20 protein-coding genes and 1 pseudogene are annotated in these 23032 nt (G+C 70.7%); 11 read left to right on the top strand and 10 right to left on the bottom strand.

What is annotated here, in order from left to right; genetic code table 11:
• Positions 1–83 precede the first annotated feature (83 nt).
• The 5 genes and pseudogenes from ACTOWY_RS23780 to ACTOWY_RS23760 all read left to right on the top strand — a co-directional run bounded on the left by ACTOWY_RS23780 (position 84) and on the right by ACTOWY_RS23760 (position 4887).
• Positions 84–1040: an ATP-binding cassette domain-containing protein gene (locus ACTOWY_RS23780; RefSeq protein WP_441311867.1), complete on the top strand. Its 957-nt coding sequence runs from the start codon at positions 84–86 to the stop codon at positions 1038–1040.
• A complete protein-coding gene (locus tag ACTOWY_RS23775) occupies positions 1037–1798 on the top strand; it encodes an ABC transporter permease (RefSeq protein WP_441311866.1) in 762 nt (253 codons plus the stop codon). Before ACTOWY_RS23780 ends, ACTOWY_RS23775 begins: the two co-directional genes overlap by 4 nt.
• A gap of 31 nt (positions 1799–1829) precedes the next feature.
• A pseudogene (locus ACTOWY_RS23770) lies at positions 1830–2258 on the top strand (hypothetical protein); the annotation flags it as partial.
• Complete coding sequence (uvrA, locus tag ACTOWY_RS23765; protein ID WP_441312036.1) at positions 2241–4016, top strand: excinuclease ABC subunit UvrA; 1776 nt, start codon at positions 2241–2243, stop codon at positions 4014–4016. The pseudogene ACTOWY_RS23770 and the gene uvrA, both read left to right, overlap by 18 nt.
• Before the next feature lie 136 nt (positions 4017–4152).
• Positions 4153–4887 (top strand): DUF554 domain-containing protein, encoded by a 735-nt coding sequence (locus ACTOWY_RS23760; RefSeq protein WP_441311865.1) that lies wholly within the window; start codon positions 4153–4155, stop codon positions 4885–4887.
• 1 nt (position 4888) lies between these two features.
• Here ACTOWY_RS23760 and ACTOWY_RS23755 read toward each other — a convergent pair whose 3' ends face one another.
• Positions 4889–5506 carry a hypothetical protein gene (locus ACTOWY_RS23755; RefSeq protein WP_441311864.1) on the bottom strand — a complete coding sequence of 206 codons (618 nt, stop codon included), beginning with the start codon at positions 5504–5506 and terminating at the stop codon, positions 4889–4891.
• A 68-nt stretch (positions 5507–5574) separates the two neighbouring features.
• Between ACTOWY_RS23755 and ACTOWY_RS23750 the strand changes: the two genes are divergently transcribed.
• A complete protein-coding gene (locus tag ACTOWY_RS23750) occupies positions 5575–6894 on the top strand; it encodes a site-specific integrase (RefSeq protein ID WP_441311863.1) in 1320 nt (439 codons plus the stop codon).
• A 13-nt stretch (positions 6895–6907) separates the two neighbouring features.
• On the opposite strand, the gene ACTOWY_RS23745 is transcribed toward ACTOWY_RS23750, so the two are convergent.
• On the bottom strand, positions 6908–7528 hold the full coding sequence (locus ACTOWY_RS23745; RefSeq protein WP_441311862.1) for a TetR/AcrR family transcriptional regulator: 621 nt from the start codon (positions 7526–7528) through the stop codon (positions 6908–6910).
• A 155-nt stretch (positions 7529–7683) separates the two neighbouring features.
• On the opposite strand from ACTOWY_RS23745, the gene ACTOWY_RS23740 reads away from it, so the two are divergent.
• Entirely contained in the window at positions 7684–9966 is a 2283-nt protein-coding gene (locus ACTOWY_RS23740; protein WP_441311861.1) for an FAD-binding oxidoreductase, read from the top strand.
• 57 nt (positions 9967–10023) lie between these two features.
• On the opposite strand, the gene ACTOWY_RS23735 is transcribed toward ACTOWY_RS23740, so the two are convergent.
• From ACTOWY_RS23735 to ACTOWY_RS23715, 5 genes are all read right to left on the bottom strand, one after another.
• Entirely contained in the window at positions 10024–10998 is a 975-nt protein-coding gene (locus ACTOWY_RS23735; protein WP_441311860.1) for a helix-turn-helix transcriptional regulator, read from the bottom strand.
• A 661-nt stretch (positions 10999–11659) separates the two neighbouring features.
• Entirely contained in the window at positions 11660–12112 is a 453-nt protein-coding gene (locus ACTOWY_RS23730; RefSeq protein WP_441311859.1) for an SRPBCC family protein, read from the bottom strand.
• The gene (locus ACTOWY_RS23725) at positions 12105–12485 is read right to left on the bottom strand and encodes an ArsR/SmtB family transcription factor (RefSeq protein WP_441311858.1); all 381 of its coding nucleotides are present in this window, start codon (positions 12483–12485) and stop codon (positions 12105–12107) included. Before ACTOWY_RS23725 ends, ACTOWY_RS23730 begins: the two co-directional genes overlap by 8 nt.
• A gap of 73 nt (positions 12486–12558) precedes the next feature.
• A complete protein-coding gene (locus tag ACTOWY_RS23720) occupies positions 12559–13191 on the bottom strand; it encodes a GNAT family N-acetyltransferase (protein WP_441311857.1) in 633 nt (210 codons plus the stop codon).
• Entirely contained in the window at positions 13188–14378 is a 1191-nt protein-coding gene (locus ACTOWY_RS23715) for a macrolide family glycosyltransferase (protein WP_441311856.1), read from the bottom strand. The genes ACTOWY_RS23720 and ACTOWY_RS23715 overlap by 4 nt, the downstream gene beginning before the upstream one ends.
• Before the next feature lie 106 nt (positions 14379–14484).
• Between ACTOWY_RS23715 and ACTOWY_RS23710 the strand changes: the two genes are divergently transcribed.
• From ACTOWY_RS23710 to ACTOWY_RS23700, 3 genes are all read left to right on the top strand, one after another.
• Complete coding sequence (locus ACTOWY_RS23710; protein ID WP_441311855.1) at positions 14485–15060, top strand: pyridoxamine 5'-phosphate oxidase family protein; 576 nt, start codon at positions 14485–14487, stop codon at positions 15058–15060.
• Between the two features lie 47 nt (positions 15061–15107).
• Positions 15108–16304, top strand: coding sequence for an MFS transporter (locus ACTOWY_RS23705; protein ID WP_441311854.1), 1197 nt, complete (start codon positions 15108–15110; stop codon positions 16302–16304).
• Between the two features lie 145 nt (positions 16305–16449).
• Positions 16450–17841, top strand: coding sequence for a DUF1996 domain-containing protein (locus tag ACTOWY_RS23700; protein ID WP_441311853.1), 1392 nt, complete (start codon positions 16450–16452; stop codon positions 17839–17841).
• Positions 17842–17858: 17 nt separating this feature from the next.
• On the opposite strand, the gene ACTOWY_RS23695 is transcribed toward ACTOWY_RS23700, so the two are convergent.
• Positions 17859–19946: a YibE/F family protein gene (locus tag ACTOWY_RS23695; protein ID WP_441311852.1), complete on the bottom strand. Its 2088-nt coding sequence runs from the start codon at positions 19944–19946 to the stop codon at positions 17859–17861.
• A gap of 76 nt (positions 19947–20022) precedes the next feature.
• On the opposite strand from ACTOWY_RS23695, the gene nudC reads away from it, so the two are divergent.
• Positions 20023–21063, top strand: coding sequence for an NAD(+) diphosphatase (nudC, locus tag ACTOWY_RS23690; RefSeq protein WP_441311851.1), 1041 nt, complete (start codon positions 20023–20025; stop codon positions 21061–21063).
• Positions 21064–21069: 6 nt separating this feature from the next.
• Here the strand turns inward: nudC and ACTOWY_RS23685 are convergent, their stop codons facing one another.
• Positions 21070–21837 carry a MerR family transcriptional regulator gene (locus ACTOWY_RS23685; protein WP_441311850.1) on the bottom strand — a complete coding sequence of 256 codons (768 nt, stop codon included), beginning with the start codon at positions 21835–21837 and terminating at the stop codon, positions 21070–21072.
• Positions 21838–22052: 215 nt separating this feature from the next.
• Positions 22053–23006, bottom strand: a complete 954-nt coding sequence (locus tag ACTOWY_RS23680; protein ID WP_441311849.1) for a helix-turn-helix transcriptional regulator — start codon at positions 23004–23006, stop codon at positions 22053–22055.
• Between the last annotated feature and the right edge of the window lie 26 nt (positions 23007–23032).

Below are 23032 nucleotides of genomic sequence, written 5' to 3'. Positions count from 1 at the left end.
CTTTTCCTCCACTCAAACTTGTATGTAGGGTCCGTTTTGCCCTACCCTCGCCCGGCGACTCAAGTTTGAGTAGGGAGCTGGGGATGATCCACACCAGGGATCTGGTCCGTCACTTCAAGGCAAAAGGGGAGGTAGTGAAGGCTGTCCAGGGCGTTGACCTGGACGTAGTGCAAGGCGAGATCGTCGCCTTCCTCGGCCCGAACGGGGCAGGCAAGAGCACCACACTGCGCATGCTGACCACACTGCTGCCCGCCACCTCCGGCGAGGCGAAGGTGGCCGGGTTCGACGTGCGCGCCAACCCGGACGCGGTGCGCGGCCGGATCGGCTACATCGGGCAGAAGCACGGGGCCAGCGAGGGCCAGCAGGTCCGCGACGAGCTGGTCGCGCAGGGCCGCATCTACGGGCTCGGCTCGGCGGATGCGGGCAAGCGGGCCGATGAGCTGCTCGACCAGCTGGAACTGGCCGAGCAGGCCAAGCGGTACGTGGCCACCCTCTCCGGCGGGCAGAAGCGCCGCCTGGACGTGGCCCTCGGGCTGATCCACCGCCCCGATTTGCTGTTCTTGGACGAGCCCTCGACCGGTCTCGACCCGCACAGCCGGGCGAACCTGTGGACGCACATCACCGGGCTGCGCGAGCAGTACGGCACGACCATCTTCCTGACCACCCACTACCTGGACGAGGCCGACACCGCGGCCGAGCGGGTGATCGTCATCGACCACGGCCGGATCATCGCCGAGGGCACCCCGGACCAGCTCAAGGCCAAGGTCTCCGGCGACCTGGTCACGGTGGAGTTCGGCGAGCCCGAGGCCGCCGCCCGCGCGGTGACCATCGGCGCGGCCCTGCCCGGCGCGCACGAGGTCAACGCCGAGGGCACTCGGCTGACCCTGCGGATCGAGCACGGCGACGAGGCGCTGCCGATGCTGGTCCGCGCCCTGGACACCGCGGAGATCCGGCTGCGCGGGCTGAATGTCTCCCGGCCCAGTCTCGACGACGTCTTCCTGTCCCTGACCGGCCGCAGCCTGCGTGAGGAGTCGGCATGAACCTGATCACCGCGACCGGTGTCATCTACGCCAGGGAGATGCGGCCGACGCTGCGCAACCCGATGGCGATCATCACCGGGCTGCTCCAGCCGCTGCTCTACGTGGCGCTGTTCGGTCCGCTGCTGTCCACCTTCAGCCTGCCGGGGGTGCCCGGCGGCGGCACCCCGTGGTCCTGGTTCATCCCGGGCATGCTGGTCTTCACCACCCTGTTCGGCACCGCCTTCGCCGGGGCGGACCTGATGTACGAGCGGGACATGGGCTCGCTGGAACGGCTGCTGGCCTCGCCGGTGAGCCGGATCGCGCTGCTGATCGGCCAGGTCGGCAGGCAGGTCAGCACGCTGCTGGTGCAGGCGCTGGTGCTGATCGTGGTGGTGCTGCCCTTCGGGCTCTCGGTGGATCCGCTGGGCACCTTCCTGGGGCTGGTGATGCTGATCCTGCTCTCCGCGGCGGTGGGCATCGCCTCCCTCGGCCTGGGGCTGGTGATCAAGCAGGCGTACCTGTTCTACACCGCGGTGCAGACCGCGATCCTGCCGCTGATGCTGACCGCGGGCATGTTGCTGCCGATGGACACCGCGCCGGGCTGGCTGTTCGTGCTCTCCCGGATCAACCCGCTGACCCACGTGGTCAACGCCGAACGCGCGCTCTTCGCCGGGAACTTCAGCCATCCCTCGATCCTGATCTCGGTGGGCATCGTGGTGATCGGTGGCGCCGGAGCCACCGCCTTCGCCCTGCGCGCGATCCGCAAACTCTCCGCCTGACCTGCCCTTTCCGACGCGTCCAGAAAGGACGATGGTGACCTCAGTCGACGTCCTCGACTCGACCGACACCCTGCTCCCCGACCGACTGATCGTGCGTGGCGCGCGCGTGCACAACCTGCGCGGCGTCGACCTCGACCTGCCGCACCGCAAGCTGATCGTGTTCACCGGGGTCTCCGGCTCCGGCAAGTCCTCCCTCGCCTTCGACACCCTCTACGCCGAGGCGCAGCGGCGTCAGGTGCAGTCGCTGTCCACCTTCGCCAGGCAGTTCATGGACGAGATGGGCAAGCCCGACCTGGACCGGCTGGAGGGCCTGTGTTCGGCGGTGGCGGTGGACCAGCGTTCCTCGGCCACCCGCAGCCCACGCTCCACGGTGGGCACGGTGACCGAGGTGTATGACCTGATGCGGGTGGTGTGGGCCACCGCCGGCCTGCCGCACTGCACCGTGTGCGACGAGGAACTGTTGCCGGACAACGGAGTCCTGGTCTGCCTGGACGGGCACGAGACCGAGTTGCCCGAGCTGTACAACCGCTCCTTCTCCTTCAACCTGCCCTTCGGCCAGTGCCCGGACTGCCTGGGCCTGGGCTCGGCGGCCGAACAGGAGAGCACCCGGCTCCGGTTGTGCGCCAGCTGTGGCGGCGCACGTCTTCGGCCCGCCCAACTGGGAGTGCGGGTCGGCGGCCGGAGCATCGCGGAGGTGACCGCGCTGCCGGTGGCGCAGTGCCTGCGCTGGTTCGCCGGGCTGTCCTTCTCCGAGCGGCAGCGGCAGGTCCTGGACCAGGCGCTGATCGAGATCACCGACCGGCTGCGCTACCTCACCGAGGTCGGCCTGGGCTATCTGAGCCTGGACCGCCCGGCGCGCACGCTGTCCGGGGGCGAGGCGCAGCGGATCCGGCTGGCCACCCAGCTCGGCACCCGGTTGTTCGGGCTGTTGTACGTGCTGGACGAGCCCACCGCCGGCCTGCACCCGCAGGACGTCGAGGAGCTGATCGGCACGCTGAAGTCGTTGCGGGACCGAGGGAACACCCTGATCGTGGTGGAACACGACGAGCACCTGATCCGGGCCGCGGACTGGGTGGTCGAACTGGGTCCGGCCGCGGGCGAGCACGGCGGGCAGCTCATCTTCACCGGCACCGCGCCGGAGATGCTGGCCGATCCGGAGTCGCTGACCGGGGCCTATCTCAGTGGCCGCCGCACCGGCCATCGCCCGGACCGCCGCCGCAGGCCGGTGCCGGGGCGGGCGCTGACGGTGCGCGGGGCCAGGGAGAACAACCTCACCGGCCTGGACGTGACCTTCCCGCTGGGTTGTTTCGTCGCGGTCAGCGGCGTCTCCGGCGCCGGGAAGTCCACCCTGGTCGACACCATCCTGTACCGGGCCGCGGCCAAGGCCCTCGGCGCCGAGGCCCTGCCCCCTGGCGAGCACGACGGCGTCGACGGACTCGGCCTGGTGGACCGGGTGATCCGGGTCGACCAGACCCCGATCGGCCGCTCCGGCCGGTCCACCCCGGCGACCTACACCGGGATCCTGGACTCCATCCGCAAGCTGTTCGCCCAGACCAGCACGGCGAAGGAGCTGGGTTTCACCCCTGGCCGGTTCTCCTTCAACTCCCCCGGCGGCCGCTGCGAGGCGTGTGCAGGGGACGGCACGGTGCGCATCGAGATGTACTTCCTGCCCGATGTGTTCCTGGAGTGCGACAGCTGTCACGGCACCCGCTACGACGCGGACACGTTGAAGGTGACCTACCGGAATCGCAGCATCGCGCAGGTGCTGGACCTGCCGATCGAGGCAGCGGCGGAGTTCTTCGCCGCGGCCCCGGCCATCGCCGGTCCGCTGCGCACGTTGTGCGAGGTGGGGCTGGGGTATCTGCGGCTGGGCCAGGCGGCGAACACCCTCTCCGGCGGGGAGGCGCAGCGGGTCAAGCTGGCCGCGGAACTGCAGCGCAGACCCGGCAAGCACACGCTGTACCTGCTCGACGAGCCGACCACGGGGCTGCACGCCAGTGACGTGGCCCGGTTGATGGGGGTGCTGCACCGGTTGGTGGCCAAGGGCCACACGGTGATCACCGTCTCGCACCACAGCGAGGTGGTGCGCACCGCGGACTGGGTGATCGACCTGGGCCCGGCGGGTGGTGACGGCGGCGGCCAGGTGGTGGCCACCGGCACCCCGGAGGAGATCGCGGCGAACCCGGCCAGCCGGACCGGCCGGTATCTCACCGGCTAGTCCGTTGCCCTGGCGGGCCACTTTCCTGTCCCGCCAGGGCAACCCGCCCTTGCGCCTCTGACTGTCCTACCTGGACAGTCCGCGCTGTGGGCAGGAGCACGCTTTCCGCGGGCTCCTGCCCACCTAGGCTGTTGCGGTGACTGGTCTGGGTACGGGCATCAACGTGCTGGCGATCCTGGTGGGCACCGGCCTGGGCGCGGTGCTCGGCGACCGCCTGCCCAAACGCTGGCGCGAACTCATGGTCTCCTCGCTGGCGCTGTTCCTGCTGGCCATGGGCGTCTACCAGGCCATGCAGGCCTTCACCGGCGAGTTCGCCACCGCCGCGGGCGGCGCAGCCACCATCCTCATCCTGGCCGCCCTGGTGCTGGGCGGCGGCCTGGGCTCGGCCATCGACCTCGAGTCCCGCCTGGACACTCTGGGCGGCTGGCTGCAACGCCGCTTCTCCCGCGGCGGCGCCGAGGACCACCGCTTCGCCACCGGCTTCGTCACCGCCACCCTGCTGTTCTGCGTGGGCCCGATGGCGGTGCTGGGCGCCTTCGCCGACGGCGTGCAAGGTGACCCCGGCATCCTGGCGATCAAGTCCATCCTGGACGGCTTCATCGCCCTGGCCTTCGCCGCCAACCTGGGCTGGGGCGTGGGCCTGTCCGCCGCCGCGGTGCTGGTCTACCAGGGCGGCCTGACCGCGCTGGCCTCGGTGCTGAGCACCGTGATGGTCCCCGCCGTGATCGGCTCGCTCACCGCGGTCGGCGGCATCCTGATCCTGGCGATCAGCCTGCGCATGCTCGAACTCCGCGAGATCGCCGTGGCCAACCTGCTTCCCGCCCTGCCCCTGGCCCCCATCGCCACCGCGGTCTACCTCGCCCTGGCCTGACTCACCCCGCGGTCCCGAAGGTCAGCAACTCCCGCCGGTACACCGGCGCCAGCGCCGACCCGGCGGGCGGCATCCGGGCCCCAGGCCGATAGTCCAGTTCCAGCAACACGACGAAGTCCGGCAACGCGTCCTCGGCCGGCTGTCCCTCGGCGTCCCGGCTGCCTGGTTCGGCGTCCCATTCGATGAGATGGACGGAGACGGAGTAGCGCCCGGGTGGCAACGGCAGCCCGGTGTCGGCGGGCCGCCCTGACACCTCCTCGATGCCGCCGACATGCACCATTCCATGGCACACCAACAGGTAGGGCTCGGAACTGAGCATCACAAAACGCTCCTCCCGCGCACTCAACCCGACCCCGCCACCGGGCATCTCCGGCGCACTCAACCCCAGGCCGCCACCGGGCGCCTCCGGCCCACCGGCCCGCAGCACGACCTGCCAGGCCCCGTTCCCGCCGATGTTGACCGGCACCAGCCCGCCCGCCTCGATCCGCGCCCGGATCCCGTCCTCGGTCCCCAGTTCCGCCGCCCAGCTCTGCTGATCAACGATCCCGGCGAACTCCTCCGGCGCCCAGATCGCCAGCATCCCCGCCTCAGTCGAGGCCACTCCGGACAACTCGGCCACCGCAGTTCCCTTCCGTGTCACCGGTCTACGGAGTCGATCATGACATCCCGTTGTGGCAGGCTGGTCGGGTGGAGCACCCCGGCGCAGCGTCCCAGGTCGTCGATCGCCTGCCCAAGCTCGTGCGCGCCCGCCTGGAGCAGGGCCCGCGCAGCGTGCTGGTGGACACCCAGCAGTTGCTGGCGGTGCGCGCCCGCTTCGACGCCGAACAGTCCGAGTCCCTGGCCCGTTACCTGGAAGCCAGCCAGTCCCCCAACACCCTGCGCGCCTATCGTTCCGACTGGCTGGCCTGGTCGGCCTGGTGCGCCGCCGAGGGCCGCCAGGCCCTGCCCGCCGACCCGCTCGACGTCGCGGTCTACCTCGCCGCGGCCGCCGACACCCGCAAACCCACCGGCCAGCCCGCCTTCAGCCCCGCCACCCTGGAACGCAAGTCCGCCGCCATCGCCGCGGTGCACGCCGCCAACGGCCTGCCCAGCCCCACCCGCTCGGACGTGGTCCGCCTGACCCTGCGCGGCATCCGCCGCACCCGCCGCACCCAGCCCACCCGCAAACGCCCCGTCCTGCTGCACACCCTGGAGGAACTGCTCGCCGGGCTGCCCGCCCCTGGCTGGCCCACCGAACCAGCCCGCCACCGAGACCAGCTACTGCTCCTGGTCGGCTTCGCCGGCGCCCTGCGCCGCAGCGAACTGGCGGCCCTGACCCTGGACGACGTCACCGTCGACACCGATCTCAGCACCGGCGAACCCCTCCTGCTGGTCCACCTGGCCAGCACCAAAACCGACCCCACCGGCATCCACGAACAGCGCGTCGCCCTCCCCAGGGGCCAACGCCCGCACACCTGCCCCGTCTGCGCCTTCGCCAACTGGGTGGCCCTGCTGGAAGTCAACGCCACCAACGGTTCCACCGCCCTCCAGGCCCACCTCACCCCGCAGTCCCCCGCCTCCGCCCAATCCACTGCCCCGCAATCCCCGACGCCCCCTCGATTCCCGGCCGGTCCGCGGTCGCCAACCGGCCCACAACCCCCATCGCCCCCTCCCCCCTCCGCCACGGTGCACACCTGCCACGCCTACCAAGGCACCCCCCTGGCCAACGGCTCCGCCCACCCGCTCTTCCCCGCCATAACCAAACACGGCCACCTGGGCAGTACTCCCATCTCCGGCCGCGCGGTCGCCGAACTGGTCAAGCGCTACGCCGCGCGCGCGGGTCTGGACCCGGCCCTGTTCTCCGGCCACTCTCTCAGAGCGGGCTTCGCTACCCAGGCCGCCCTCGGCGGGGCCAGCGACCGGGAGATCATGCGCCAGGGCCGCTGGTCCAACCCGCGCACCGTGCACCGCTACATCCGCACCGCGAACCCGTTGGAGGACAACGCGGTCACCAAGCTCGGCCTGTGACAACCCGTCCCGGCTACCGGTCCCCGCGCAGGTAGCGGGTCACCATGGCGACCAACTCGCGCTCGAAGGTCTCGACCGGGATGGTCCGCGGCGCGGCCATGAACTTGTGGGTGTTCATCTCCACGGTGAACAGGATGATCTCCGCGGCGACATCGGCATCGCCCACCCGGATGTCGGGGTGCCGGAGCAGGACATCGCGGACCTGGGCCGTGCGCAGCTTCCCGTGCCGGTCGATGGTGTCGAGCAGTTCCTGGGAGACCGGCGCCTCCTCGATCATCACCCGGAGCAGCCGGGGATCGTCGCTGTGGTTGTCGATCGCGTCGCGGATCAACGCCCGCACTGTGGCCTCCAGCGTCCCCGGCGAGAGGTCGAGTTCGGCGGCACTGGTCCAGGTGCCGCGGTCGACGTGCTGGATGAGGAGTTCGGCGAGGATGGCGTCCTTGTTCGGGAAGTACTGGTACAGCGAGCCGATGGAGATGCGGGCGCGCTCGGCGATGCGGTTGGTGGTGCCCGCGGCGTAGCCGTGCTCGGCGAAAACGTGAGCAGCCGCGGTGAGGATGCGCTCGCGGGTGAGTTCGGCACGCACCTGGCGGGGCTTGCGACGTGGCGCCAAGCGACGGTCCGCCGATGGCATCCGGGTCCTCCTCGATGGCGGCAAAAGCGAGTAGCAAAGACCTGAGCTAATGCTCACAATAGTGCTATGAGCTGCGTGTACGAGGTGCCCGGCTGCATCTCGTAGGCAGGTTGCCATGGGCACGACCGGTTGACGCCGGGACGAGGGGGATTCCCATGCAGTTGAGCGCATTGCGCCGGATGTCAACCGTCGCCGAGGTCGAGGCGACTGTGGGGTCGCCGCCTGCGGTGATCATGATGAAGCAGATCAGCGCCCTCGATCAGGGCTGCCAGCGCATCCTGGCGCACAGTCCGCTCGCCGGCTTCGGCTACCGCGACGCGGAAGGCGTCAGCCGCACGACGTTCATCGGCGGCACCCCGGGATTCACCCGCGTCCACTCACCCACCCGGATCTCCTGCACTCTGCCCGACGGCCAGGCGCACGGCCCGGTGTCGTTCCTCTTCCTGCTGCCGGGCGTCGGGGAAACGTTGCGCGTCAACGGTTCCGTGCTCAAGCGCAAGGGCGCCGAGACCTTCGTCGACGTGCACGAGGCGTATGTGCACTGCGCCCAGGCGGTCATCCGCTCCCGCCTGTGGCAGCCCCCCGCGCCCACCGACCCCGCACCCGTTCCCGACTTCGAGTTCGCCAACAACGACGGCGGCATCAACGGCGGCAACGGCAACGGTGGCAGCGGCGGCGGCAGCAGCGATGGCATCAACGGCAGCGGCAGCCGCACCGACGGCACCGACGGCACCGACGACGATGACGGCCCGCTGCGCGGCCCTGGCGTCGCCGATTTCCTGGCCGCCGCCCCATTCCTCGCACTGTCCACCTGGGACACCTCCGGTGGCAGCGACACCAGTCCACGCGGGGACTGGCGGACCGTCGCGCGGATCCTGGACAGCCGGACCCTCGCCATCCCGGACCGCAAGGGCAACAAACGCACGGACAGCCTGCACAACCTCCTCCAGGACAACCGGCTCTCCTTCGCCGCCCTCGTCCCGGGCCGCACCGGCGTGCTGCATGTGCGCGGCCGCGGCTCGATCACCGATGATCCGGCGTTGCTGGCGACGATGGCCTTGCGCGGCACACCCCCGCTCGCGGCGCTGCTCATCGAGGTCGACCACGCCGAACTGACCGCGGGCGCCGCCCTGGCGCGATCCCGGCCGTGGACCGCGGCCGCGCACCTGGCGCGTGGCACGGTGCCCGACCTGATGGCGCTGGCCGGAGACCACCTCGCCACGAACCTGGCCAAGGCCAACGGCAGTCGGCTGGCGCGGGTGTTCCAGGTCGTCATGAAGATCCCCGGGATCAACCGGGTGTTGCGGCTGGTGATGAACCGCGCCTACCGGTCCGCGCTGCGGAAGGAGGGCTACCAGGACGTCGAGGTCGGCTCCCGCCGCGCCGGGCGGGCCCAGCCTCCCGCCGCCGGGCCCGCGGCGGAGCACCCGGTGCGGGAGGTGCGGATCACCGAGGTTCGCCAGGAGACGCCCAGCACGGTCACGCTGGTGCTGGAGGACAACCAGGCCCCAGCCCCCTTCCACTTCCGCCCCGGACAGTTCTTCACCCTGATCACCGACATCGACGGCCGATCGGTACGGCGCGCCTACTCCGCCTCCTCCGCACCCGGGACACCACGGCTGGAGGTCACGGTCAAGCAGGTCGACGGCGGCCGGTTCTCCACCCACGTCCACCGCGACCTGCGCCCCGGGGACCGGCTGTCGCTCCGCGGCCCCTCCGGTGCCTTCCACGCTGATCCGGCGGCAGCGCACGAGGTCGTGCTGATCGCCGCGGGCAGCGGTGTCACCCCGATGATGAGCATGATCCGCACCCTGCTGGCCACACCGGCGACCAGCCGGATCGCGCTGCTGTACAGCAATCGCACCGGACCGGAGATCATCTTCGCCGACGAACTCCACCGGCTGGCAACGGAAAATCCCGAACGCCTGTCGGTCACCCACCTCCTCACCCAGCAGCACGGACGACTCGACGCCCCGGGCACGCACAGCTGGCTCACCGAGTTGAACCCATCCGAAGCCGCCCGGTACTACCTGTGCGGCCCCGAAGCGCTGATGGACACGGTCCAGGGCGTCCTGACCGAACGCGGCGTGCCCGGGGCCCACGTGCACCAGGAGCGCTACGCCAGCGGAGCGGACGCCACCACCGCAACCACCGCACCGCAGGAGATGGTGGTCGAGGACGGCGCGCACGAAGTCGGCTCCGTGGTGGTCGAACCAGGCCAGACGCTGCTGGACGCCGGTCTCGCGGCGGGGCTGCCGATGCCCTACTCCTGCACGGTCGGCAACTGCGGAGACTGCATGGTGAAACTCCGCACCGGGCAGGTCGCGATGAACGAACCGAACTGCCTGACCCCACAACAGCAGGCCGACGGCTACGTCCTGACCTGCGTGGGCTGCCCACTGGCCAAGGTCACCCTGGACATCGCCGAGCCGTCCTGACCGATGATCCACTGGCAGGTGCTCTCGGCAGCTGCGCTACCGGTCAGTGGATCACGCTCACCCCGCCGACGGGGTCCCGGCGACCGCCCTGCTGACCCGCCCAGCCAGCTCCCGCAGGTACTGCGCCAGCTCCGGTGGCGAATGCACCTCGAACTCACAGCCCAGCATCGCCAGCCGGAAGGCCAGCCATTCCAGGGTGTCGGTGTGGCTGTGCAACCGGCAGGTGTTCTCGTCCACCACCTCCAGATCAGCAGGCCGGTCACCCAGCACTCCCGCCAGCCGGCTGGCCGGGGCGTGGATGGTGGCCACCGCGCTGTAGGTCGGCACCAGCGAGTACAGCTTGTTGGTCACGTACTCGGCGGCATCGGCCGCGGGCAAGGTCCGTTCCAGCGAACGCGCCCCAATGGCCCGGGGCTCGGCGACCCGGTCCACCCGGAAGATCCGCCAGTCATCCCGGTCGACGTCAAAGGCGACCAGGTACCACCGCCGCCCGGAGGAGACCAGTCGATGCGGCTCTACGAGCCGTTTCGATTCGGCGCCGTCACCAGCCTGGTAGCCGAACCGCACCCGCTCGCGATTGGCCACCGCCGCGGCCAGCACGGTGAGGTTCCCCGGATCCACCAGTGCCGCCGGGGGCCCGTACATCGGCACCGTGGCACTGCCCAGGCTCGCCACCTGCCGCCGCAACCGGGACGGCAGCACCTGCTCCAGCTTGGTCAGCGCCCGGACCGATGCCTCCTCGATCCCCTGCACCGCCTGGCCCGCCGCGGTCCGCAGCCCGACCGCGATGGCCACCGCCTCCTCGTCATCCAGCAGCAGTGGCGGCATCGCCGCTCCCGCCACCAGCCGGTACCCACCCTCCGCGCCCAGCGTGGCCTGCACCGGGTAGCCCAGCTCGCGCAGCCGATCTATGTCCCGCCGGATCGTCCGGGTGGTGACGCCCAGCCGTTCGGCGAGCACCGTGCCCGACCACTCCCGCGGCGTCTGCAACAGCGAGAGCAGGGTGAGCAGTCGGCCCGGTGTGTCGGTCATGGCCACATCATCTCAGCCCATGCGGACACCTCCTGTCCTACTTGGAACGGTCTTGGGGCGATTCGTTGCCCAGTTCAGCGAAGGCGGGCGGACCCAGGCTGGATGTGGGTATGTGCCGGGGTGGAGTCGGCGGCGAGCACGGTCAGTGCCGGGGGCGTGGTGTTCCGGCGGGCTGGGATTCGAGTGGGTGAGAGTGCGGGTTCACCTCCGCTGTGGTCGTTGGCGGGCAGGGTTCTGCCGCAGCTGGCGGTAGTGGTTGCGACCGGGGTGCCTCGGCGGGGCGAGGCCGGGCCCGACCGCGGATGACGAGCGCGCGTGATCAGCGGCGGCGGCGCTGGGCTGAGCTGGGCAAGGGCTGGCGTGCCCGCTTGCCGCGTGCTCGGTGGGGTGTCATCCGCGAGAGCGGGTGTCCCGTGGGCGGCCGCGCGGGCGGGCGCTGGTCGCGACTGGCCTGGGAACTGTGCTCGGGCTGGTCGACGGTGTGGGCGCCGGGTGGGGCTCGGCGGCGATCCGGGCGGTGGATCGCTGTCACCATCGAGCAATCGCGGCGGTGGTCAGCCGGGTGGCGGTGGTTGCCGGTGGAGCGGGCGCGGGTTGTGCTGGGGCCGGTTGTGGCGGGGTGGAGCGCGGTGGTGCCTGCGGTGGGCTTGGGCTGGCGGGGTCAGCGGCTCAGGTGGGTCATGCTGCGTTCGATGCACTGGCTCCAGCCGTCCTCCATTTCCAGTAAGGCGTCCTCCGGGAGCAGTCCGACCTGGTGGAAGACCATCTCGGTGCGCTCGCCCAGGTCGTTGAAGTCGATGGTGATGACGGGCTTGTCCTCATCGGCGTCGCCCTGCTCGCCCCAGCTGAACACGAGCTTCTCGTTGGGCACGACTTCGCGGTAGACACCGCTGCTGAGGAACTGCTTGCCGGTGGCGTCCTCGATCATGCACGCCTGCCATTCGCCACCGGGGCGGACGTCGAAGGCCATGGTGGCGCGTGGGGTGGTGAAACCGTGCGGCCCCCACCAGTGGGTGGCCTCGTCCGGGTCGGTCCAGGAGCGGTACACCAGCTCGCGCGGAGCGTTGAACACGCGGGTGAGGGTGAACTGCCTGGCGACTGCTACCTCAGTCATCGTCCTGTCCTTTCTGTTGCCGGGGCGCCTGCTCCTGCAGCAGGCGCAGGTGGTCGTCGAGGCGGTCGAAGCTGTCGGACCAGAACTTCCGGTACCGCTCCAGCCAGTCGGTGGCCCCGGCCAGCGGACGTGCGTCCAACCGGCAGGGCCGCCACTGGGCCTCGCGTCCGCGAGTGATCAGCCCGGCGCGCTCGAGCACCTTGAGGTGCTTGGAGACCGCGGGCAGGCTCATCGCGAACGGTTCGGCGATCTGGTTGACCGTGGCCTCCCCCTCCGCCAGCCGGGACAGGATGGCCCGGCGGGTGGGGTCGGACAGCGCCGCGAACACCACACTGAGCTGGTCCTCGGTCTCGGGGATCGCGTTGCCAGTCACGTATTCAACCGCCTCGTTAATTAACCGCTGGGTTGAATGTAGTCCAGGTCACCGCGACTGGCAAATGCGCAGGTCAGGCAGTGCGGCGGGCGGCGGTGACCGAGGAGCGGGTGGTCCAGCCGAGGGCGTGGTAGAGACCTTGGCCGTCCTCGGTGGCCACCAGCACGGCCCGGCGCGCGCCCCTGGTCAGGGCCTGCGCGCCGAGACCGGCCATGACCACCCGCCCGAGGCCGCGGCGCCGATGCGCGGGCGCGGTCTCCACCTGGTCGACCACGGCGGCCTTCCCGGCCAGCCCGATCCGCCCACTGGCCGCGACCGAGCCGTCCGGGGCGCGCAGCCGCACGTCAACCACGTCGACACCCTCGGCGACCTCGACCGGATAGGAGGTCACCGGCGCCCGCTCCGGCGTGAGGTCCAGGCTCATCAGGAACTCCTGCGCGCCCACCGACCACTGCCCGGACAGACAGGCCGTGACCTGATCGGGTGGTCCGCAGACCTTCAGCCAGGTGTCCACAGTGGTCAGTCCGGCGGCCAGCTCCCGCAACGCCGCCGGGTCGAAGCCGGGCAGGACGTGGCGGACCAGGTGTCCGGGCCGGTCCACGCGCAGCCGGTACCCCTCGGGCACGGCCACCGGCGGCGCGACCTCGCGGCACCGCGCCCAGCCGTGCACCCAGTCCCGCACCAGCTCACCGACCTGCTCGGTCACAGCAGTTCCTCCACCACATCCGCGGCCACCGGCGCACCGCCCGCGGCCTGCGAGCGCTTACGGTACGCCGCAACACGTTTGGCCATCGCCCCGTCGCCGAGCACGGCCAGCGCGGCCGCGAGCAGGCTCTCCGCGGTGACCTCGCCGGGCGCGAGCTGACGGCCCAGTCCGAGTGCCTCGATCCGGTCGGCGTTGACCCGCTGTTCGGCCATCTGCGGCACCGCGAGCAGTGGCACCCCCAGATGCAGTCCCTCCATCGTGCTGCCCATGCCCGCGTGCGTGACGAACAGGTCGACCTGCTCCAGCACGGACAGCTGTGGCACGAACTGGTGAACTTCGACGTGTGCGGGCACGGTGCCGAGGGCGGCGCGGTCGACCTGGTCGCCGATGGCCAGCACGACGTGGATGGGCAGTCCGTCGAAGGCGTCCATGCAGGTGCGGAAGAACTCCGGCCGCCGGTTGTAGGCGGTGCCCAGGGAGATGAACACCCTGGGGCGCACCGAGTTCGGCGGTTCCCACTCGCCATGGAAGGAGCGCGGGCTCAGGCACGGCCCGACGAAGTGGTAGCGCTGGTCGAAGGTCTCCCCCGCGGGCTGGAATTCCCTGGGCAGGAAGACCAGGTGCCGTGAGCTGAGCGAGTCGTCGAACAGACCACCGAAGTCGAAGCCGGCTTTCCGTTGCGCGGCAAGGGCTCCGAGCCTGGTGAGCACTTCGGCGAAACCGGGGTGTTCCGGGTCGAACTCGACGTGTTCGTCGGTCATCGACCAGTGCTGGTTGCTCACCAGTGACGGGCAGCTCTGCACCGTCGGCACGCCCCAGCGGTCGCCCAGGAACGGTCCGGCCCAGCGCAGCATCTGCATGCCGTCGTAGAGCACCAGGTCGGGTTCGTCGCCGGCCAGGGCCTGTTCCAGCACCGGCAGCTGGGTCTCGGTCTCGGTGACCCCCAGCCGCATCAGCCGGATGATCTCCTCGCCGGTGAAGTCCGGCGGGTCCTCATCGCCCCAGGACTCCTCGATGACGGAGTGGTAGACCACCGGTTCCGCGCCCGCTTCGGCGACCCGGGCGGCGTAGTCCTTGGTGGTGGCGAAGCTGATCCGGTGCCCGCGTGCGCTCAGTTCGCTGACCACGCCGAGCAGGGGGTTGACGTGTCCCGCCGCACCGGGGGCGAGACAGAGGATGTGCGCCATGCGAGGTTCCTCCCCAGAAAAGTGATATCACAATGCTAGAGGGTGGCCGGGCTGGTCGGCAAGCGGCGTCAGCGGATTGCCAGCGGCAGGGCCGAGACTGCTGATCATGGGGCGGAACTACGACGGACTCGATGCCAGGCTGCGGCGCTTCATCGACGAGCAGCCACTGTTCTTCGTGGCCACGGCGCCGCTGGCCGGGTCAGGACACGTCAACCTCTCACCCAAGGGCCGGGCGGGGACGCTGCGGGTGCTCGACGAGCACACGGTGGCCTTCCTGGACTTCGGCGGCAGCCACGCCGAGACCATCGCGCACCTGCGGGAGAACGGCCGGATCACGCTGATGTGGTGCGCGTTCAGCGGTCCGCCGATGGTGCTGCGGGTGCATGGCGCAGGCGAGCCGGTCTTCCGCGACGACCCACGCTTCGCCGACCTGGTCGCGGGTTTCGGCGAGGCGGACGGGCCGGGGTTGCGCGCGGTGATCCTGGTGGCGGTGCAGCGGGTCAGCGACAGCTGCGGATTCGCGGTGCCACTGCTGGACTTCCGGGCCGAGCGCACCCTGCACGCGGATTACTTCGGCCGGCGCGCCGACGCCGAATTCGCCACCTATTGCGAGCGGGTGCCGACCAACGGCACCAGCATCGACGGGCTGCCCGCACTGCCCTTGCCGCTGCCCCCGCGATGACCCCTTAATCGCTCTGACCAGGGCTTGTCACGTGGCAGGCTCGGGTCATGCCGATCACCCCCTTCCAGCGCCTGCTCGGCACCACGGCGTTGTCGGACTCCGCGACCGGGGTGGTGATCGTGGCAGGCGCGCTGATCGCGCAGACCAGCACCGGATCACCGCTGGCGGTGGCCGCGGTGAGCACGGCGGCCAGCCTGCCCTGGCTGCTGTTCGCGGTGCCCGGCGGCGTGCTGGTGGACTCCACCGACCGCGGCCGATTGCTCCGATTGGCCCAACTGGGCCGCGGTCTGGTATTGCTAGTAACCGGGTTGTTGCTCAGCACCGGCATCTCGCCGGTACCGGTGCTGGTGATCTCGGTCTTCCTCGTCGTGTGTCTGCAGTTGTTGTCCGACACCGCCGCCGAGGTGACCATTCCGGAGCTGGTTCCTCCGGAGAAGCTGACCGGCGCCAATGGTGCGATGTCGGTGGCGACCCGGTTGTCGCAGCAGGCTTTGGGGCCGGTGGTGGCCGGCGTGGCGGCGAGTCTGGCGATCGGGTTGCCCGCGGTGGCGGCGGGCGTGGCCTGTCTGGCGGCGGCGTGGTTGTTGCGCGGGATCGCGTTGCCCTCGGCGCCGGTGGGGCGCGGCAGACCTGGGCTGCGGTCCGGGTTCCGGCCGGTGTTGCGCCAGCCGATCCTGTTGGCGCTCTTCGGCGTCAGCGGCACGACGATGGCGGCTTACGCGGCGTTCCTGGTCCCGTTCCTCGGATACGCGCGTGGTCCGCTGGGGCTGAGTGAGACCGGATACGGGCTGTTGCTCGGGGCGAGCGGCGTGGGCGCCGCGGTGGGGTCGTTGCTGTCCGGGCGATGTGAGCGGCGGTGGGGCCGAGCCCGCCTGTTGCAGCTCACCCGGGTGGGCTGGGCGGTGTACTTCGCCGCGCCGCTGGTGCTGCAGGGCTGGGTGCTGGGCGCGGTGATGACGCTGGCCAGCGTGCTGGGCGGGATGTGGCAGGCAGTGTCGATGTCGGTCCGGCAGCGCACGGTGGTCCGGGCTGAGCTGGGCAGGGTCGGCGGCGCGTTCCGGATGATCAATTACGGCAGCACGCCGATCGGCGCGGCGCTGGGCGGGTTGCTGGCGGTGCTGGTGCCCGCACAGGCGGTCTTCGCCGGGTGTGCGGTGGTGATGCTGGTGACCATCCTGCCGCTGCGGCGGTGGGTGTCGGAGGCGCGGCTGGTGGCAGCCGAGGAAGGAGTACGCCTGAAATAACAGTTTGATAACGCGAGGCAACGAGGTGAGCTTTCGCAGGTTCCGACCCGTATTTCCCATGTCGGGTTCACGGGTGCCCTGGAATCCCGGCGAAGTTATGCACACGCATGTTTTTCATGCACCTTGACCTGTGAGGTGACCTCGCATGGCCTTGCACAGACTCCCGTCCCGACGGGCCGCTTTCCTCGCCGCGTGCATCACGATGACGCTGCTCGCCGGAGTGGTCGCCGTGATCACCTCCTCGGTGCAGCCGGGCTCGGCGCTGGCTGACGGGCAGGGGCCGGAAGACCAGTATGTCGACATCCAGAAGGTCAGACCGAACGTACGCACACCCCGAGGGGAGAACGACGCGACAAAAGGCACGTTCACGGTCAACTGCGGCCGTAACGAGAACGGCCACTTCAATCCGGACAACTTCATCGCCCAGCCTGGCGTGCGCAACGGCGCCCAGCACCTGCACGACTATGTCGGGAACCTTTCCACGAATGCGGACTCGACGAATGAGAGCCTGAAACGAGCAGGCACGACCTGCAAGAACGGCGACAAGTCGACCTACTTCTGGCCGGTGGTGCGCATCGACCGTGACGACGACGCGCAGAACCAGAAGGGCCAGCGCGGCGGCACCAGCGCCAAGCAGGTCAAGTCCGATGTGGTGACCTGCCCGGACGTGGCCAGCAAGCTGGAGGACGTGCCGGATGAGTCCCAGCCCGCGGTGGAAGAGCGGCTGGACCAGCTCGACGGACAGGTCGAGGAGGCCAACGAGAAACTCCGCGGGGTGGACGCGGCCAACCAGGACCAGGTGCGGCAGGAGGTGCTCGCGCCGCTGGCGCAGCAGCGCGAGGTGGCCATCGACGGGATCAAGCAGGAGGCCGCCCGCAACGGTCAGCAGCCGGAGCTGGACGGGCTGGCCCAGTGCGAGGTCAAGCAGGACAACGCCGAGGTCTTCGAGTCACCCAAGGCCAGCCTGCTCGATGCCGACGGCAACAACGAGCTGCCCGGCAACGGCGGGGAGATCCAGCGGCCGGAGGTGGTGGACCTGACCTTCCGCGGCAGCCCCACCGGCAAGGTCTCGGCGATGCCGCGATTCCTGCGCATCCTCTACGGCGACGCGAAGGTCTCCACCAACGGCACCAAGAACGCCCGCGCCTCCTGGACCTGCACCGGCTTCGAGGACCGGCTGCTCAACAAGTATCCGATCTGCCCACAGGGCAGCAAGATCAAGCGGGTGCACGACTTCCCGAGTTGCTGGGACGGTCAGAACATCGACAGCACGAACCACCGCGACCACATCAAGTTCGCCGATGCCGGCTCCGGACGTTGCCCGCGGGGCACGCGCGCGGTGCCGCAGCTGCGGATCTCACTGACCTACAACATCCCGCAGGACATCCAGCAACAGCGCCGGTTCGCGGTGGACTCCTTCCCGGAGGAGAAGCACAACCCCTTCTCCGACCACGACGACTTCGCCAACGTGATGTCGCAGTCGATCATGAACCGGGTGGTCAACTGCATCAACAAGAACAAGCGGTGCCGGGAGTGAGACCGGGCCGGGCCTGATCAGTCGCGCCGGTGTCGGGACCGGCGCGGCGGGGTCGGGTCTTCCGGTGCCGGGTGGTCGGCGGGCGGCGATTCCCACTGTTGCGAGGGCGACGGTGGGGGTCGCCGCTGCTCGTGTGTGGGGTAGGGCGGCTCGCTGAGGGGTGGGGCGGGTTGGGGTGGGGCGGGGTGGGGTGAAGCGGTGTGGGGAGAGGCGGTGTGGGGTGGCCTGGGCTGGGCTGGGGCTGGCCACGGCTGGTCGGGGGTTGTCCACTCGGGGACTGGCCACTGGCCGGTGCCTGGCCTGGGGCCTGGGGCAGGAGCGGGGCCAGAACTGGTGGCGGGGATTGGGGCAGGAGCGGGGGTGGGGGCGCGAGTGAGGTTGGGTGCTGGAGCGACGTTGGGGCTGGTGGGCGGATGAGCGGGGGTAGGCCAGCGGCCGGAGTCGGGGTTGAGGGCGGGGTGCGCGCGCTCGCTGGGGTGCGTCGGGCCGGGCGTCATCGGGCCGGGCGCTGTCGGGCCAGGAGGTGGAGTCAGACCAGAGGGTGGGGTGTTGCCGGGGGTGGCGGGCCGGATCCTTGGGTCTGCGGCGGTTGGCGAGGGCAGTCTGGGCTGGGTGCCGGTGGCCGGGGAAGCCGGTCGCGGATGGCGGCCGGTCGTGCTCGCCTGGGGTTGGTGACTGACGCTGGGGCCTGGCTGTCCGGGGAGTCGCGGGTGCGTGCCGGTGGCCGATGGTGGCGGCTGGTGGGACTGAGTGCCGGTGTCCGGAGGGGGTGATCGGCGGGGCTGGGTTGCGGTGTCTGCCGGTGGTGACAGGCGGGGCTGGGGGCCGGTGACGGGTGCTTGGTGGAGGGGGTCGGGGGCCAGGGTGGGATCGGGGGTGTGGTCGGGGTCGGGTGGGGTGTTGACAGGTTCGCGGACGGCGACCAGGGCGGCGAGCAGGGTGGTGACGGGGACCGCGGCTACCAGGCCGATGCTGCCGATGAGGGTTCGGACGATTTCCTGGGCGAGGGTTTGGGTGGTGGCGATCTCGGTGAAGGTGCGGCCGGAGACGGAGAAGGTGATGAGCATGGGCAGGGCGGCGCCTGCGTAGGCCATGAACAGGGTGTTGACGGCGGAGCCCGCGTGGTCGCGGCCGATGCGCAGGCCGGCGGCGTAAAGCTTGCGCCAGTTGAGGCTGGGGTTGGCGCGGCGGAGTTCCCAGACGGCGCTGGCCTGGGTGACGGTGACGTCGTCGAGCACGCCCAGGGCGCCGATGATGATGCCGGCCAGGAGCAGGCCGCGGGTGTCCACGGGGCGGCCGAGCAGGGTGATCAGGTTGGTGGATTCCTCGTCCAGGCCGGTCAGGTGGGTCAGGGCGACGAAGGAGGCGCCGAGCAGGCCGATGAGGACCAGGCTGACCAGGGTGCCCAGGACGGCTGTGGAGGTCCGGGCGCTGAAGCCGTGGGTCAGGTACAGGGCGGCGAACATGATGATGCCGGCGCCGACCACGGCCACCGCCAGCGGGCTTTTGCCGGCGAGGATGGCCGGGAGCATGAAGTACATCAGGACCAGGAAGCTCAGCGCGAGGGCGCCCAGGGCGGCCAGGCCGCGCCAGCGGGCCAGGATGAGCACGGCCAGGGCGAAGATCGCGGCGAGTACGCCCAGGGGCAGGCCGCGCTGGAAGTCGACGAGTTCGTAGGCGGCGCCGTCGCGGGGGTTGCCCTCGCCGGAGAAGGCCAGGACCACGGCGTCGCCGATGGTGAACTTCGGGGCGCTGGGACCCAGTGGGACCGGGACGCGCACGGTGGCGCCTGCACCGGGGCCGTCGGTGAGGGTGACCGTGACGACCTGGCAGTTGTCGCCCTGGCCGCCGGTGGCGCAGGGTTCCTGGGCGACGGCTTTGACCTCGGCGTGCACGGGGGTGCGGTGCAGGCCCAGGTCGCGGCCGGTGGCCTGCTGGCTGCCGAAGGGGTAGAGCAGGATGCCGCCGAGCACCGCGGCCAGCGCCAGCGGGGCGAGCAGGATGGTGAGCAGGGTGCGGACGCGGCGGGAGACCGGTTCGGCGGGGCCGTGACCATGCCCGTGGCCGTGGCCGGTGGCTTGTCTCGGGCGGTCGCTGGCTGGCACCTAATCATCTTGACGGTCGGGGTCGCGGACTGTGGAGTTGGGCCCGTCACCGCCGACGAACGCCTGGAGCCGAACCGTGTCTGACCTGGCCATCGCCTATAACGGACTCTCGCTGGACCGCGCGGGCAAGCACCGCGCCGATCCGGAGTGGCTGGCGGAGGTGCGGGAGCGGGCGGGGTCCACGGTGCTGGCGCTGTGGCGGGACCGGTGCCTGGTGCGGGATGGGGTGCCGGTGGTACTGCCCCCGGCGGTCGGGCACTGGGGCGGAGCCTGGCAGCTGGACGGGGCTGGGCACTGGGGTGAGGCTGGGCGGCTGGGTGCGGTGGGTGACCGTGTGGTGGGGGACGATCCGGTCGGGCGCGCGGGTGCCGCGGGCAACGGCGCGCGGGCCGGGTCCCCGGGCGGGCGGGAGCTGGTTTTCCTTGCCCTGGATGGGGATTGCGGGCGGTTCGCGGTTGATCTGTCCGATGTGGACGAGGCGGAGGCGTTGCGACTGAGTGGCGCGGAGTCCGCTGTGGACGTTCGGGCGCTCTTCCCGGTGTTGTCCGCGACCGAGTCTTCCCTGCTCGCCTACGCCAAGGGCATCCTGCACTGGCATCGCGGCCAGCGTTTTTGCGGCGCCTGTGGGCATGGCACCGAGGTCCGTGAGGGTGGGCATCTGCGGGTGTGCGGGGCGGTCGGGTGTGGGCGATTGTTGTTCCCTCGGATCGAGCCCGCGGTGATTGTGCTGGTCACGGCGCCGGACGCGCCCCGGCGCTGCCTGTTGGGGCGGCACCGGGGCGCGGCGGAGGGGGCGTTCTCGACTCTGGCCGGGTTTGTGGAGATCGGCGAGAGTCTGGAGGACGCGGTGCGGCGGGAGGTCGCCGAGGAGGCCGGGGTCGCGGTGGGGCCGGTGCGGTATCTGGCTTCGCAGGCCTGGCCGTTCCCGGCGGGGTTGATGGTCGGGTTTCAGGCCACCGCGGTGGATGCGGCGATCGCGGTGGATGAGCAGGAGTTGATCGAGGCCCGGTGGTTCACCGCGGCGGAGATCCGGGCGCGGGTGGCGGCGGATCCGGCGGCGTTCCGGGTGGACTCGATCGGTCACCACCTGATCGCGGACTGGCTGGCGGCGGACTGACCCGCGCTACCCGGCGTTGGCGGCGTTGGCCTTGACCGCGTCACGGATGAACTCGGCCATGCCGGGACGCTGCCGTTCCGGGCGCACGAGGAAGGCGAACTGCTCCGGGTCGGTGACGTAGCTTTCGGCGATGCTGACCTGGACCGGGTAGGTGCAGTCGAAGAACTTGCGCAGCATGTCGCGGTGCCGTTCGGCCAGGGCCAGCGCGGCAACGCTGTCCGGGGCCGCCCCAGTGTCCAGGAGGGCTTCCAGGTCGGTGACCCAGTCGGCGACGCGCTGCTGGTCGGCGACCCATTCCTCCTTGGTCATGGCCGCCGCCTTGGGCATGCCTTCCTGCCACTCCTGGGTGTGGCCCCAGCGGGTTTCGGCGCGCTCGGCGTAGCCGGGGCCGGGGCGCCAGGCGCCGAAGACCTCGAACTGCTCTTCGGGGGTCAGGTTTGTTCCCATGGCTCGTGCCTCCATCGTGTGTTCGACGGCCTTGACCATCTGCTGGAGGCGTTCGATCCGGTCGCTCAGCAGCGCGTGCTGACGGCGCAGGTGTTCGCGCGCGTTGACCGTCGGGTCGTCCAGCAGGGTCGAGATCTCGTCCAGGGGGAAGCCGAGTTCGCGGTAGAACAGGATTTGCTGGAGGCGGTCCAGGTCGTCCTGTTCGTAGCGGCGGTAGCCGGCCAGGGTGCGGCCGCTCGGGCTGAGCAGGCCGATCTCGTCGTAGTGGTGCAGTGTGCGCACCGTGACGCCGGCGAACCGGGAGACCTGGCCGACCGAGTGACTCACCTTCCCCGCTCCTTTCGTTGACGGCTCCGAGCCTGTGGCCTCACGTCGCGTGAGGGTCAAGTGTGCGTACTTCCGGGCCGGATTTCTCGCTCCGTGGTGTAACGCTCACGCTGCGCCGAACGACGAACCTGGCGGTCGGGCGTTACTCCGACCAGAAGCCGGTGCCCCGGCGTGGGAAGCTACCCCCCGACTTCCCGCGCCGGGGCCGGGCTGGCTCAGTGTTCGCTGGCCGCCACCAGCCGCGCCGCGTGCGATCTGACCTCTTCCTTCAGCTCCGCCGGGTGGTGGATGCGGAAACTCCAGCCGAGTCCGGCCAGCATCATCGCCATCCCGTCCAGGCGTTCGGCCCTGGTGCGCAGCAGCACGCCGTCCTCGGTGTCGGTCAGGGTGGCGGTGCTGGCCGGGATGCGTTTGCGGGCTTCGTCCAGGGTGGTGTGCAGGGTGACCTGGACTTCCCAGGCATACGGCACGCCGGCCAGGGACTGGGTGACGTGCTGGACCGGGTTGAACTCCGCGGGCGGGGTGAAGGTGTGCTCGGTGATGGTGGCCTCGCCGATGCGGTCCAGCCGGAAGGTGCGCAGGTCGGCGCGGTGGTGGTCGTGGCCGGTGACGTACCAGCGGCCGTGGTGGAAGACCAGGCCGTAGGGGTCGAGTTCGCGTTCGCTGTCCTGCCCTTGGTAGGAGCGGTAGGTCAGGCGGACCCGGCGGCGCCGGCTGGTGGCCTCGCCCAGCACGAGCAGGGTGCCGGTGCCGGGGGCGCGGGCCTCGCGTGGGGCCAGGGTGAAGTCCAGGGCCTCGCGCACCGCGGCGGTGCGTTCGCGTAGCTGGGCGGGCAGCACCCGCTGGACCTTGGCCAGGGCGCTGTCCACCGCGGGTGCGGCGGTGGACAGGCCGAGACGGGCCCCCGCCAGCAGGCCCAGGACGACGGCCACGGCTTCCTCGTCGGTGAACATCAGCGGCGGGAGTTTGTAGCCGGGCAGCAGGTGATAGCCGCCGTAGCGGCCGCGGTCGGCCTGCACCGGGATGCCGAGTTCGGCCAGGCGGGTGGCGTAGCGGCGGATGGTGCGTTCGTCGACGTCCAGGCGCTGGGCGAGGTCGGCGCCGGTGAGCCGGTGGTGGGCCTGGAGCAGTTCCAGCAGCGCCAGGATCCGGGTGGTCGGGTGTGACACAGGCCACTCTCGCAGTTAATCCGGGC

This window comes from Crossiella sp. CA198 (genome assembly GCF_052078295.1).
GTDB lineage: Bacteria > Actinomycetota > Actinomycetes > Mycobacteriales > Pseudonocardiaceae > Crossiella.
The sequence above is the reverse complement of the archived record's forward strand: the minus strand, read 5'-3'. Positions and strand labels throughout refer to the sequence as shown.